Genomic DNA, 14,041 nt, shown 5'->3' with positions numbered 1-14,041 from the left:
CCGCGGCCCGTGGACATCCCCGAACTGCCGAAGACCGGCGCGTGACCACAACCTGACGGCTCTCACACGCTGACGCCGCGGGCCGGGACTTGCACGTCCCGGCCCGCGGCCCCACCGACCCATCCCTTGGAGCGCACGTGTCCGACGCACCGCACAGCCCCGACAGCCTTCCCACAGCGCAGCCGACCCCCCGACCGCGCCGAACCCGACGAGCGCTGGCCGCGGGCATCGCCGCCGTCACCGCCGCAGGCCTCGCAACCACCGCATTCCTGGTGACCCGCGGGGACGATGAGCCGCCCACCCGCGCGCACCAGTCCGCCGCCACCCAGAAAATCGCCCCAGAGCCGACATCGGCCGTCCCGGATCCGCTCACTTCCTCTGCCGCTTCCGCCACCCCCGACGAACCCGCCGCCGACGAGCCCCTCGGTGGCGACCCGAAAGTGCCGGACCAGACCGTCAAGGCCCAGTCCGACGCATCCGCCGCACTGGACACCTGGTCCTCCTCCAACCCGAAAGGCAGCGGCCCCCACAGCGTCGGCGGCAACCCCACCACAGGGGGCGGCGGCGCAGTCACCGAAGTCCTGCGCATCCCGGCGCTCGGCAACGACTGGGCACAGCCCGTCTACGAGGGTGTGACCAGCCAGCAGCTGCGAGCGGGCGTCGGGCACTTCCCCGGGACAGAACGTCCCGGACAGATCGGCAACTACGCCATCGCCGGCCACCGCTCCGGCGTAGCAAGCCCCGCCTTCAAGAACATCGACCGCATCAAGCCCGGTGCTTCCATCTCCGTCACGACGGCGAACCGCGTCACCTACACGTACAAGGTGGCCTCCGTTCAGACCGTAGACCCGAGCAACGTGAACGTCATCGCCCAGGTACCGGGCAAGCCCACTGCCACTCCCACCAAGCCAGTGCTGACGCTCGTCACGTGCTGGCCGGCCAACGGCTCGTCCAAGCGTGTCGTCGTCACCGCCGACCTCGTCCGATCAAGCGGAGGAACCTCCGTCCGATGACGGTGTCCGGTTGCCCTGCGCGGTCCCAACGCCCCGGGCGGCCAGGGGCGGCTTCGGCATCGGGGCCATGGTCGGTCTCGCCGTCATCGTGGCGCTGACCACCCACTTCCCCGTCCGCAGAGGTGAGAAGGACGGTTCGACGATGAGGGCCGGAGACCGCAGAGCCAGATTCGCGGATTCTCGCGCCGTGCCTCGTCAGGTGGTGATCTTCGGGCATCACCTCGCGACCCTGCCCCGAAGGACCCGGCATGTCTCCCAGCCTGACGATCACCAGCAACTTCTTCGAGCCGTTCCGCACCTACACCGATGCCGCCGCCCACCAGGCGCTCGGGCTGGCTCGGATCTTCGAGGTTGAGCTTGTCACCCGGCACCCCGACCGGGGGCAGCTGCGCGCCGTCGGCTGGATGAGCAACGCTGCCCCGGGCTCGAAGCGGCACATGCAGGCGGTGGACGAGGACGAGTACCAGAGCGGTGTGTGGAAGCCGCACACGCAGACCACCACTTTGCTGGGCCACGCCAGCGGGGACGACCCGACGCCGATCCTTCTGGTGTGCACGTACGACTGGTCCTGCCGGTGCAACGCCCCCGCCCTGATCGTGTACGCCAACGGCCCCGACGCGGAGACCACCCGGGTCGCCGCCGATGACGCGGCCTGGGCTCACGCCGGGAGCCTCGCGCTCGCGGACGGCGAGTACGTGGACGGTTCCGAGCACCACCAGTGCGACGCCCCGCAGCTGAAGCTGGTGTCGGCGCTGCGCACCCTCCACTTCGCCGCACCCCGGATCCAGACGCCTCCCGGGCGGGACTCCAGCACCGTTCTGCGCGTCAACATCCGCCCCACGGACGGAGCAGTCGCATGATCACCCCCATCCGGATACGCGTCCACAACATCCGCTCGGTCCGGCACGGCGAGATCACCATCCCCGACACCGGCATCACCGCCCTGCACGGGCCGGTCGGTTCGGGGAAGTCGACCTTCCTGTCCGCCATGGTGTGGGCGCTGTACGGCGAGGTCCCCGGAGGACTGAAGCAGGCCGACATGCGCCGCTCCGGCGCGGACGGTGAACCGTGCGAAGCCGAAGTGGACTTCATCTTCAACGGGCAGCGCTACACGGCTCTTCGGGGCCTGCGGCAGCGCAACCACCGGGGCGGCGTACGAGAGGAGGCGTACGCCCGCTGGTGGACCAACGGAGCCACCGGCCCCGGCCAGGACGAACCGCAGATCAGCCCGAGCAAGCTCACCATGAAGATCTACGAGCTGACCGGACTGACCGGCCGGGCCTACTGCGGGGCCTTCTTCATCGCACAGGGCGAACTGACCGGGCTGGCCGAAGGCACTCCCGCCCAGGTCCAGCAGCTGTTTGAAGAGCAGACCGGGCTCGGCGACCTTACGAAGAAGGTCGATATCGCGAACGCCGAGGCCCGGCGGGCCGAGGAACTTGCGGCCGCCATGCCCGGTTCACGTGAGGAGACCGATGAGGCCCGCCGCGCGCTCGACGAGGCCCAGCAGCAGGCGGCTGAGGCTCACGAGACGCATGAGGAGCTTGCCGAGACAGCGCGCCAGGCCGCCGACCGGATGCGCATCGCCGAGGAGCAGGCCCAGGAGGTACAGCAGCGGCACCGGCTGGCGGAACAGGAGCGGATCAACCGGGCACGTGCTGATGAGCGCGTTCAGCAGTGCCAGCAGCGGGTGTCCTCTCTGACCGGAGAGCTACGCCGGGCCGGCCCTGTCAGCCCCACGCCGGAGGTCCTCACTCAGCAGTTGGACGCCTTGCGGGATGCTGTCCACTCGGCCGAGCGAGCTGTCGAACAGATCGATGCCGCCGAACAGCACGCCGCCGCGATCGACGGCCGAGTACGGCAGACACGAGCCGAGGTCGACCGGCTCGCCGACCCGGAACTGGACCGGCGCATCGAATCGGCGAAGCAGCAGCACACCGAGTACGAGCAGCGGCGCGGGGCACTCAAGGGCGAGTACACCCGCCTCAGCCGGGCACTACAGGCGCTGACCACGGCCGAGTCTGCCTGCTGCCCCACCTGCGTCCAGCCGCTGCGGAACGTGGGGGCCTTGGTCGCTGACCTGCGTGTCCAGTGGGAGCGCTGCATCAGGGACGGCAAGAACGCGAAGGCGAAGGCGGAGGCGGCGGTCCAGCTTCACGATGCGCTGCTCTCCCGGCGCCAGGAACTCACGCAACTGTCCACTCGTCTGGACGCGGTGCATGCTGAGGCGGCAGCCGCCCGGCAGCAGGCCGAGACGGCACGACGTGCGGCCGACGAGGCCGTGAGCGCTGTGGTGGTTCACCTCCCCGACTTCGACGGGCCGGCGAACCCTGAGCGGGCCCTCCAAGCCGGTCGGGCCGCCATCGAGCAGCTCAGCACAGAACTCGTCCAGGCTCGGCACACACACGGTCTGCGTACTCAGCTGACCAACGCCGAATCTGAGCTGGAGGCTGCGCGCGCCGACCTGGCCGCGCGGGAAACCACACACCCCGACGTCACGGCCAACGAGCTGGCCGAGGCAACGGGCGCGCTGACCGCAGCACGCGCCGAACACAATCAGGCAGCCGCCGAGGCGTCCCAGGCGAACACCCGCTTCCTGGTGGCGGCCGAACGCGTGACCGTCCTGACCAAGGCCCACGAGGTTGCCGAAGCCCGGATGCGTGCGAAAGCCGACAAGCTCCATACGGCGCACATCCTGCACGTGGCCGCCGCGGCGTTTGCTCAGTTCCGACGCGACCTGTTGGCCGAGTACACCGTAGCGGTATCCCAGGCGGCCACTGACGTGCTGACCCAGATCACCGACCGGCACGTGCGGTTCGAGATCGATGACGCCTTCGTCCCGCGCGTGCACACCGCTGAGGGCACGGTGCGCCCCACCCGGGTTCTTTCAGGAGGAGAGAAGGCCACGGCCGCACTCGCCTTCCGGCTGGGCATCACCGAGCAGATCACAGGTGGCAACGCGATCGGAATGATCATCGCGGACGAGATCACCGCAGCTCACGATGCAGACACCCGTCGAGCTGTCCTCACATGCCTCTCCGAACTCGGTTGGCCCGCTCTGGTCGTATCGCACGGCGAAGAGATCACGGAAGTGGCTCAGCAGGTCATCAGCCTCAGCCAGCCGGACGAGAACACCGGAACCATGATCGCCCCAGCGGCCTGAGCTGGGCCCTCTGCTCTCCCCGTCACCGAGGACGGGGAGGCGGGCCCCTGTGTCGCGGAGCTGTCCGTCAGCAAGACCGCCAGGTGACAACGCCACCCGGCGGGGCGGCCCCCTGCCGTGTTCGCATCTCGCGCCGAGGAGGACCCGAGGACGCGGGGGGTGCCTAATCACAGCCGAATCGACCACCGAGCCCGCCTGGCCCAGTCCGTTCAGTGCCAGGCAGGACACCACACCGCAGGGAGCCACGCCTCATGGCGATCAGGAGCAAGAGACTGCCGGTCAGCGAGGCCAACGGGCACCAGTTCGTGAACAACGAAGCGGAGGTGAATGTGTTCAACGGGGAGATGTACCCCGCAGGCTTCCCGTTCGGCGGCTGCCGGATCTGCGGTCAGCACCCCACCTATGAGGTCGTCGAGGAAGCCGCCCACGTGCAGGAACCATGTTCTCACCCGGACGGAATCACTACGACGATCACCCTGAGCGTGCCCTCCGGCAAGCTCCTCGTCTCCGACAACCTGCGCCCCGTCTACAACTGGGGGGACGACGCCCTGGTCGACTACAACTGCGTACTCGGCCGGGACAGAGCCATCAAGGCGATGGCCGCCATCGGATGCGCCTTCGGGCCCGCGAGCGATCGCAGTCTGGGTCTCTACCGCACGGAGCAGGATCGCTACATCATCGCCACCCCGTGGATCGACTTCGACAACGACGAGACTCCGTCGATCCCTGACGAGACATGCCTGGCTCAGATCTGCACGGACATCTGGTCCTACGCCCTCGCCGACTACGAGCACTGGCTATCGATGGGCGGAGACCCTGAAACGCTCGACTCGGGCGACACCGTCGTCAACGTCACCCCAGGGACCTACCAGTTCGTCCACCACTCTGGCGAACGCGGCTTCGACGTCGACTCCGAAGGAACTGTGATCTTCGCTCACGTCGACCGGATCGCGTAGCTCACACGGAGACGCCCTCCCGGACCAGGGCCTCGGCCCCGGCTTGGGAGGGCGCGCTTCTGCACGTGCCTACGAGTTGTCCGCGACCAACCCCACGGCGCCCGCGCCAAGGCGCCTGCCGAAGCGGGGCACCCCGCCGGCGTGCGGACCCTCAGTGCGTGGAAGAGCGGCAACAGCCCGACCTCATCAGAATCTGGACCGCTCACAGGACCTCCAGCCGACCGGGCTGCTCCATGCCGGCCAGATGAAGCAGCAGTGAGGCGACGTCTGCGCCTGTCCGGCGAAGGGCGAACGACTCCATGGCCCGAGGCGCAGCGATCGCCCTCCTACTCGCGAGGGCTCGGCGAAATGCCTGTTCCAAGGACCTAATGACGGCCCGCACCCACCGCACATGCCGAACCGCTGGCTGACCACGGTGCGCGTTGCCGACCCTCAACCCACTCACATGGCAAGGAGCCTGGTCCGTTGACCTCTTCGACCGCACCCGTTCTCGTTCTGCGCGCCATCACCGACGCCTACATCGCCCACGTCAAGCAGGGCAACCTCCACTCCGCCCTCGGTCACATGACACTTCTGGCCGACACGTACGGGCTGCCGGCGGTGCGCGACCTCGCTGCTGAACTCACCTGCAACCTCCACGCGCGCTGCCCGGCCCGCTTCCGTAACTCCCTCGGCGGCGTGAACATCTCCGCCGTCTCCCCCGCCCGCCCGGCTGATCCCTTCACCGTCCTCGACGTCGCATCCCGAGCCAACCAGATGATGGGCCGCGGTCAGGTGACGGCTGCGGACCTGTCGCACACCGAGGCCCACATGCACGTCACGGAAGACGTGCGCCGCGTAGTTCAGGCAGCACTCGACACAGCCTCGCACGGGCAGAAGTCGGTCTCCGCCCATCTGGCCGTCCTCGTGACGCCCCAGCAGCTGTCTGCTGCCGTCGCCCTCCTGACCAACGGCCTCATCGTCTCGCCCTAACCCGCCCAGACCCCGGTGGGGCGGCCCATGAGCCGCCCCACCGGGCTGCGGATCACGTGCCCGAACACTCTGTTCCACCGAGGGAGAGACCTACTCATGACCATGTACGGAATACCCCCGGCATCCTTCCGCCGCGCGATGGCTCCCGAAACCGGCCGCGACCACGCCCGCCACATCGCCGATGTCGCCCTGGCCTGGTGGTTGGAGAACCGCGGGGGTAGCAGCGACCTGCCGATTGCCGTGGGCACTCTCGCCGCCCTCGCGCTGGCAGCGCCCAGCACCCCTGCTGGCCCTGACTACGGTCCGCTGCTCCTCCCGCTGGACGACCAAGAAGCAACCGATGTCCTGCGTGCGGTGTGGAACAACCTCTGGTCCTACAACCCTGTCCTGGCCGAGGCAGCCCGCCCTCTCCACGAGTGGCTCGCCCAGGCGCGTGACGGCGACACCCGTGGGCTCAGCGACTACATCCGCATCCTGGTCCGTGCCGGCTTGCTGGAGTACGCCAGCGATCTCACACGCTGCGAAGGCGAAGACCTGATCGGTCTTCTGGTCCAACGGATGCGCAGTTACTCCGACCGGCAGAAGGCCGGCCAGTTCTTCACTCCGGCGAACGCGGCCGACCACCACACGGAGATCCTCCTCACCGAGCCGGTCCCGCCGGGGGCCCGGCTGATCGAGCCGTGCGCCGGAACCGGAACCATGGTCCGCGCGGCAGCCGCCACGCTGCGGTTCCAAGGGAAGGATCCCGCCGACTACCGGTGGTGGATGAACGACATCGACGAGATCCACGTCGCGTGCTGTGCCGTCAACGCCGTGCTGTTCCGGCTCGGTCCGAACGTCACCGTGTCCCGCGGCGACGCTTTCCATGACGTGGGTGAACTTGAGAAGGACGCCCAGGCGCGCGCCGAGCGGGCCATCAGCGAACAGCGGCGCAGACCGGTGCTGTACCCCACGCGAACCAGGCCGGTGCACTGGCCCGCGTGACCGGCGGCAGGCGGCTGGCCGTCAACTCTCTCCGTACCGCCGGCGAGGTTCTCCCGCCAGCAGCGCTCAGCGGAAACTCGCCAGGAGGAGGAGGTGGCACCACCTCCTCCTAAGCTGCCCAGAACCACCCTTCGAACGGCTCACCACCCAGAAAGCACCAGCAGACCTCCCAGGAGCACCGCCACCATGACCTCTGACCACCACGTTGCACCTGAGCAGGTGTACTGGTCGTGCAGCCCTGACGGCGGCTCCCGCATCCGCATCACCGGCGTCGGCACCTCACACGCCGAGGCAGTGAACGCGACGACCCTCCAGGAGCCGCAGCAGATCCCCCTCAACGACCTCCACCCATCGGCCACCACCGCCACAGGGGCCCGGAGGCGTACCGGCTACGCTCTCGACACCGGCGTGATCGACTCGCTGCCGGCCGCCAGACATGTGCAGGACCTGATCGCCCAGCGTCCGCACCTGCCCGTCACGGCCATGGCCCGGCACGCGCAAGTGCCCCCCACGACCCTGAAAGACGTACTGCGCGCTGCGGACCGAGGCCAGCAGCGCAACGTGAACGCCGACGTGGCCCACCGCCTGCTCCTGCTCAACGCCGCAGACCTTCCCAACGAAGCCCGCGGCTACGGCGGGCAGTCGACTGACGCTGCCCCAGTGATGGAGCATGTGGACCGCATCCTCGTGGAACACCCCGAGATCTCGATAGCCGCCGTCGCTCGCGCCGTGACGATGACGGTGAGCACACTGGCTGCCACCCTCAAGGACGTGCGGGCGGGCCGGCCACGAACCATCAAGGTCCGCTTCGCCGAACGGCTGCTCGCCCTGAACGCCACCGACCTGGCACCGGCCTTCCGGAAAGACGCCGTTGACGCCACCCCGGTCGTCGAGCACGTCCGACAACTTCAGGAGGCGTACGAACTGGCCAGCATCGCCTTCATCGCCAAGACAGCCGGGGTGAATTCGTCCACGCTCACGAGCGTCATCGACGACCACGCCGCAGGACTTCGCAGAGGAATCCATCCGACGATGGCACGCCAGGTTCTCGCGCTCACCGAGCTGCCTGCTCCTGCGTTCCAGCGTCGTCCCGGGGTCACCGATGTCGGCCTGGTCCGCCGCCTCCGGGGACTGTGCGCGCTTGGCTGGACGCTGAACGCCATCGCCCGCGCGGGCGGCACCACCGTCAAGTCCCTCACCGACTTCAACCAGACCGGCAGTGCCACCCCGTCGGTCAAAGCCGCCGTACTGGCGGCCTGGGGGCAACTGTCGCATCGGCCAGGGCCCTCCGAACTCGCCCGCCAGCGAGCCCTGGCCAAACGATGGGACCCGCCGCTGGCCTGGGAAGAGGAAACCATCGACCAGCCGACCGCCGAGCCCCTCGGTACACGCACGGCAGGGCGCTCCGGCGAGTGGACACCTGACCTGCTTCGCCTCGAACTCGAATTCCTGCGGGACGAGGGCCTCAACTGGACCGAGTCCCTGGCCCGCCTCGGCCTGCGCAGCCAGCGTGCGCACGAACTCCTCGCCGAGGGCGAGGAAGCCATCGAGCCAGGGTGTCCGCCCCTTCGTCTACCGTCCCGCCCACAACCCAGCCACGAGCTGGCCGCCTAGCCCTGCCGGAACCGAGGAACGAGCAACTGCCTGAAGCCCATGACCACCTCCCGCCCGCGGAAAGCCTCGACGCAACCTCCTAGACCACGTCCAGGCCGTCGATGACGACCTGGACGACACACCCCGAACATTCGTCCCAGACCAGGAGCCACCACATGAACGCCATCAACAACCCCGAGATCCCCGACTTCGGCGTCGAGCAGTGCGACCCCGCCCGGCCCGCGCCGGCCGTCGTCGTCACCAACACCGCCGACATGAAGTCCCCCGGGCACGGCTACACCCTCCCCCTCATCGGCCGGGAGCGGCCGCACACGTTCGAAGCCGTCCTGCGGGACCAGGCCCTGCGCGTGTTCGCCGACCGGCCAGCCGACATCCTCGCCCAGCTCATCCCGGACTACGCCGGGCTGGAGTCCGCCCTCGAGCAGGCCATAACCAGCGGCAACCAGGACGCGATCGACCAGGCCGAGCTCGCAGCGTTCGACGCCCGGTCGGCGCACGCCACCACGATCCGGCACACGCTGCAGCAGCGCATCAACGCCACCGCCCACGACGACGGAAGCTGGAACAGCCTCGACGAGGAGGAGCAGCAGCTGCTGGCCGCCGCGGCCGCCGGCACGGTGCCCACCGGAGTGATCTACCTGGCGCCGGCCGAGGACGACCTGGGCAACCCGGCGGAGGAAGAGCTCGGCGAGTGGTCGGCGACCGTGCCCCTCGTCCTCAACCGCGGCGAGTACGTCGACGGGGACGTCAGCGAGCCCTCCTCAGGCCTGGAGACCGAGATGCCCGACGGCCGCAAGGTTGTCGTGGTGGTCGAGCACCCGGAGAACCTCGTCATCCTCGATCCGATCGACCCCTTCACGTACCTGTCCTCTCTTGGACGCGCCGGCGTCATCGAGTTGCAGGAGCGCGAGTACGTGCCGATGGACGACCTGTACACCTCCGTCCTGGGGAGCAGCGCGGCCGCGGACGCCTGAGGTGACGGCCGCGCCGGCGGTGCGGCTTCCGACGGCGCCCGCACGTGCAGAAGGAGGCCTCCAGCGGTGAGGGAGCTGATCGCCTTCATCACCATGCACCTGCTGCCGCCGACCGCCGCCTTCGCCGCCTGGAACGAGTACCGAAAACGGCGCCGGGCCATGCTGGTGCTCACCTTCGCCGGCTCAGCGACCGCTGGCCTTGGCCTGCTGCTCGACAGGCCGGGACTCGGTCTCATCGGTCTGCTGCTGCTCTGCCCGCCGGTCATCGCCATGCGCCGTGACTTCCGCGACGACGACCAGTGACAGCCCCCGTTCGGCCCCAGACGGTCCGAAAGGGGGCTGTCCGCTTTGAGTCGCATGATCGCCCTTCAGTAAGACATCCACTGGAGGGGCACAACGTGGTTTGCCGCGAGAACAAGGGCCGCTCGGCGGTCATCGGCTATCAGAAGCACCTGCTCAGGCAGCTCGGGTACACGGACTACGACGACTTCGAGCTGCAGTCGGGCGTGCACGAGTTCGGTCACCAGTACGAGGGCTTCCCGGCTCCCACCGAGAAGGAGCAGCTGGCCTTCCTCAAGGGCCTCAAGCAGCAGATCGAGAGCGACCCGCGGATCTCGCAGGCCGACAAGTACCGGGACAGCGACCGGCAGCCGGGGATGGTCACCCGGATCGATCAGGAGATCGCCCGGCTGAAGACGGGGAAGGACGAGCACGGCCGGCCGCTGCAGCCCAAGCACAAGATGCGCGGCCAGGACCTGGCGGCGATGCAGCGCCTCGGTGTGCTCCTGCAGCGCAACCAGGAGGCGAAGGACGGCTACTTCGACGTCTACGCCCGCACGATGGGCGTCTCGGCCGCGGCGGCCCGCGGGCGCTGGAAGGCGCTCGTCCGCCGGCAGAAGTCGGAGCGGGAGAACACGCGTATCTCCCTGACGGACAAGTGGCGTGACCAGCTGGCCGTCTCGGGTTTCACCGCCCGGCAGCAGGCCGACATCGGTCAGAGCAACGTCTCCCGTGAGGCCCTGCGCATCATGGAGGAGGAACGGCGGGCCAAGCTGGCCTCGCTTCCCACCCGCCCGGCCCTGACCTCGGCGCAGCGGGTACGGCTTGCCGAGCCAGGCACCGGCAACGTGCAGTGCACCGGAGAGGGCGGCTGCGGCCAGTTCGGGCACGAGCGGAGCGCCTGCCCCAACCAGTTCCTCGTCACGCAGCGGGACGACGCCCGGGCGCGGTGGAAGAAGCTGGAAAAGGAGATCCGTGGTCACCAGGAGCGGGCGGATGAGGCCGCCCGCAACAACTGGGCGCACATCGGCCCCGGGCTCACCAAGATGGAGGAGATGCGCAGGGAGCGTGACGCGGCTCTGCAGCATGACCAGCAGATCACGAACTCCCTCGTGGGCGGTGTCGGCCAGGGCACTGTCAAGTGCGAGCAGTGCGCACAGTTCGGGCACCTGAAGGACGAGTGCCCGAACGTCCGTCGCGTCGAGGAGCTTGAAAACCTGCGCCAGCGGGTCAACGAGCGCCAGAGGGCGATGGAAGAGATCTACTCCAAGATGGACGATCTGGAGGCTCAAGGCAGCTACGACGAGGAGGAGTTCGAGAAGCTCCGTAACCAGGCCAGGACGGAGGAGGCCTACCGGGATCACGCTGGCATTCAGTTCAAGGACAAAAAGGCCGAGATCGCAGGTGCGGCGATCCGCTGCATCGGTGGCTGCGGCCAGTTCGGGCACGCACGAGACGAATGCCCGAACGCGGCCCTGCTCGACGAGGTGGAAGAGCACGCTCGCGAGGCCGACCGGATCCGGGAGAAGATCCGAAGCCGCGCCGAGCTGCGCGGGCAGAACCCCGACACCGCGCCGCTCACCGACGCCGACAACGCCCTCTACGACGACTGGTACGCCAAAAGCATCGACATCGACAAGCGGCTCCTGGGCGCGGGGATCGACCCTGCGCAGATATCCACGGCCACCGCTCTGTCGAAGGCCCGTACGTCGAACGCTCCGGCTTCGGCTCGCATCCAGGAGGTCGGCTACAACCCGGACACCGGCTACCTCGAGGTCACGACCCGGCCGTACACGCGCAAAAGCGACGGACAGGTGATGCCGGCCAAGACGTACGCCTACCGGATGTCGCCCGGCCAGTACCAGCAGATGATGGCGGCCTCGTCCCTGACCAGCTACGTCAGCCAGTCGGTCTGGGCGAAGAACGGCAACAACGTCGCCTACCAGTTCGAGAACGTCGCTGAAGCGACCGAGGCGTCGGTGCAGCGCAAGTGCGCCACCTGCGGCCAGTGGGCCTCCATGACCTCCGCCCACTCCTGCCCTGTGTCCGGATCCCGGGCCGGGCAGGACGACACCGCGCGCCGCGCTCGGATCAAGGCGGAGAAGCAGGCCGCCCGTGCCGCCGGCCGGCCGGTCCAGATGCCTCCGGCGGTGGCGACGGTCCCGCCGAGCGCGGCACTGCGCTTCGGCAACGAAGGATCGCTGCTCTACGCCGACCGCCGACGGATCGATACGGAGCTCTCCTCGGGGAAGGTCGCGGTCGCGCAGGCGCGTGCGAAGTTCCTGGACGCGAGCGTGACCGGTCAGGCGGTCGCCTGGAACGACGCGGACGGGCAGATGAAGCTGTCCACGGACCGGGACGACGGCGCCACCCTGCAGTGCACCTGCCGGGACTTCAAGAAGAACCACACCTGCCGGCACGTGCGGGTGGTCGGTCTGGCCATGGCCAAGCGGTATGCAGCCGACCACCCGGCCGTCGGCTCGCCGCTGCGTAGCGCGCCGCTGCCCGCGGCCGCCCCGGTTCGGGAGGAGACGGCCAAGGACGCCCCGGAGGAAGGGTTCACCCGCAAGTCGTACGCGCAGATCAGGGAGGTTCGGGCGGCATGGCGCGGCAGCGAGCGCAGCCGAGCGGACCAGTTCGCGAAGGCGCAGGACGGCCGCTGGCTGTACGCGGCCGGCGCCGTTGACGGGCAGACCGGCAAGCCGGTCAAGACGCCGAAGGTGTGGTCGGAAGGCGGCATCAGCGTTGACCCGGCGGACGCCGCCGGACGGGAGTCGGTACGGCTCGACCGCGAGAAGGACGTCCAGGACGGGCTCCGCGCGGGTCTGCGCAAGCAGACCGGCAAGCACTGGTCGGTGACGCGGAAGCCCGACGGGTGGCTGCACATCACCACCGCCCTTCAGCGCCGGACCGGAAGCAAGGAGATCACCACCGCCGAGCGGCGTGAACTGGCAGCGGCGCTCAAGCTCCCCATCGACGCCGTCTCCCCGCACGGAGTTCCGGTCCCTCCCGGCAACGGATGGCGCGCCGAGATGCTCGACCGCGCCTCCGGCCGCGCGCCCCGGGTACTCGGAGAGCGGTATGTGGCCCGAGCCGACCAGCGGCCCGAGGTCGTACACAGCGTCTGATCCGCCTTTGCTGGCCGTGCCGGTCATGGATGGCACGGCCAGCAGGGGGTGTCCGGATTGCGGGCGACGATGCCTTTACCCCACCCCCACATGAAGGGGACCGCCCGTCGTGTCCACCACCGAGCTGCGCCACCACATCCTTGACCAAGGACTGGCCGCATTGCGCCGCACCGAGACAGAACGCCAGTACCTCGACCCAGACGTTCAGCTACTGGCCTACACCGCCATGACCACCACCCTGGCTGGCATGAGCACACGGCTGCTGGAGGCTCTGTCCTGGCATCAGCCAGACCTGGCGCGGCGCCTCGCCGACGAACTCCTCGACCTCCGCGACGAACCGCAGGAGATGGCCGACTACCTGCGTGCGCAGGCAGCGGCCGTGGCCCATCGACGTAACACCCACGAAGTGTCGGCAGCCTGAGATTCGCGAGATCTCGCCGCCGACGCACTCTCCCGACACCATTCGTTCGTCACCACCCCACGGTGGTCGGCACACACCGCGCCATCCCCCCGGCAACGTGTGCGCCGGCCACCACCCACTCACACCAGGAGAAGCTGCATGGCAGGAGAGACCGTCATCACCGTCATCGGAAACCTCGTCGACGATCCGGAGCTGCGCTTCACTCCCTCCGGCGCGGCGGTCGCGAAGTTCCGTGTGGCTTCCACCCCGCGCACCTTCGACCGGCAGACCAACGAGTGGAAGGACGGCGAGAGCCTGTTCCTGACCTGCTCGGTCTGGCGGCAGGCGGCGGAGAACGCCGCGGAATCGCTCCAGCGCGGCACGCGCGTCATCGTGCAGGGCCGACTGAAGCAGCGGTCGTACGAGGACCGGGACGGCACCAAGCGCACGGTCTACGAACTGGACGTCGACGAGGTCGGGCCGAGCCTCAAGAACGCCACGGCCAAGATCGCCAAGACCACCGGCAACGGCACGGGCCGTGAGGAATTCGGCAACGCC

General features: G+C 68.8%; 12 protein-coding genes. All 12 read left to right on the top strand.

Annotation, left to right across the window (positions count from 1 at the left end):
- Positions 1-137: 137 nt before the first annotated feature.
- Positions 138-1,013, top strand: a complete 876-nt coding sequence (locus VN520_RS25045) for a sortase (RefSeq protein ID WP_325749195.1) — start codon at positions 138-140, stop codon at positions 1,011-1,013.
- A 248-nt stretch (positions 1,014-1,261) separates the two neighbouring features.
- Positions 1,262-1,873 (top strand): hypothetical protein, encoded by a 612-nt coding sequence (locus VN520_RS25040; RefSeq protein WP_325749194.1) that lies wholly within the window; start codon positions 1,262-1,264, stop codon positions 1,871-1,873.
- The gene (locus tag VN520_RS25035) at positions 1,870-4,176 is read left to right on the top strand and encodes an SMC family ATPase (protein WP_325749193.1); all 2,307 of its coding nucleotides are present in this window, start codon (positions 1,870-1,872) and stop codon (positions 4,174-4,176) included. Before VN520_RS25040 ends, VN520_RS25035 begins: the two co-directional genes overlap by 4 nt.
- Before the next feature lie 251 nt (positions 4,177-4,427).
- A complete protein-coding gene (locus VN520_RS25030) occupies positions 4,428-5,132 on the top strand; it encodes a hypothetical protein (RefSeq protein ID WP_325749192.1) in 705 nt (234 codons plus the stop codon).
- A gap of 465 nt (positions 5,133-5,597) precedes the next feature.
- Positions 5,598-6,104, top strand: coding sequence for a hypothetical protein (locus VN520_RS25025; protein ID WP_325749191.1), 507 nt, complete (start codon positions 5,598-5,600; stop codon positions 6,102-6,104).
- A gap of 96 nt (positions 6,105-6,200) precedes the next feature.
- Complete coding sequence (locus VN520_RS25020) at positions 6,201-7,088, top strand: N-6 DNA methylase (protein ID WP_325749190.1); 888 nt, start codon at positions 6,201-6,203, stop codon at positions 7,086-7,088.
- Positions 7,089-7,274: 186 nt separating this feature from the next.
- On the top strand, positions 7,275-8,702 hold the full coding sequence (locus VN520_RS25015; RefSeq protein WP_325749189.1) for a hypothetical protein: 1,428 nt from the start codon (positions 7,275-7,277) through the stop codon (positions 8,700-8,702).
- A gap of 155 nt (positions 8,703-8,857) precedes the next feature.
- Positions 8,858-9,676, top strand: a complete 819-nt coding sequence (locus VN520_RS25010) for a hypothetical protein (protein ID WP_325749188.1) — start codon at positions 8,858-8,860, stop codon at positions 9,674-9,676.
- Positions 9,677-9,742: 66 nt separating this feature from the next.
- On the top strand, positions 9,743-9,979 hold the full coding sequence (locus tag VN520_RS25005; protein WP_325749187.1) for a hypothetical protein: 237 nt from the start codon (positions 9,743-9,745) through the stop codon (positions 9,977-9,979).
- Positions 9,980-10,074: 95 nt separating this feature from the next.
- Complete coding sequence (locus VN520_RS25000) at positions 10,075-13,083, top strand: hypothetical protein (protein ID WP_325749186.1); 3,009 nt, start codon at positions 10,075-10,077, stop codon at positions 13,081-13,083.
- A gap of 109 nt (positions 13,084-13,192) precedes the next feature.
- Positions 13,193-13,504: a hypothetical protein gene (locus tag VN520_RS24995; RefSeq protein ID WP_325749185.1), complete on the top strand. Its 312-nt coding sequence runs from the start codon at positions 13,193-13,195 to the stop codon at positions 13,502-13,504.
- A gap of 138 nt (positions 13,505-13,642) precedes the next feature.
- The coding region (locus tag VN520_RS24990) for a single-stranded DNA-binding protein (protein WP_325749184.1) at positions 13,643-14,041 on the top strand (399 nt) is incomplete at its 3' end.

The sequence above is a fragment of the Streptomyces sp. genome (genome assembly GCF_035563135.1).
In the GTDB taxonomy this organism is placed as follows: Bacteria; Actinomycetota; Actinomycetes; order Streptomycetales; family Streptomycetaceae; genus Streptomyces.
The sequence above is the reverse complement of the archived record's forward strand: the minus strand, read 5'-3'. Positions and strand labels throughout refer to the sequence as shown.

Excerpts from the sequence above, each read along its gene's own strand:
- VN520_RS25015 (WP_325749189.1), top strand. The coding sequence starts at position 7,275 with ATGACCTCTGACCACCACGTTGCACCTGAGCAGGTGTACTGGTCGTGC.
- VN520_RS25035 (WP_325749193.1), top strand. The coding sequence starts at position 1,870 with ATGATCACCCCCATCCGGATACGCGTCCACAACATCCGCTCGGTCCGG.
- VN520_RS25010 (WP_325749188.1), top strand. The coding sequence starts at position 8,858 with ATGAACGCCATCAACAACCCCGAGATCCCCGACTTCGGCGTCGAGCAG.
- VN520_RS25030 (WP_325749192.1), top strand. The coding sequence starts at position 4,428 with ATGGCGATCAGGAGCAAGAGACTGCCGGTCAGCGAGGCCAACGGGCAC.
- VN520_RS25040 (WP_325749194.1), top strand. The coding sequence starts at position 1,262 with ATGTCTCCCAGCCTGACGATCACCAGCAACTTCTTCGAGCCGTTCCGC.
- VN520_RS25020 (WP_325749190.1), top strand. The coding sequence starts at position 6,201 with ATGACCATGTACGGAATACCCCCGGCATCCTTCCGCCGCGCGATGGCT.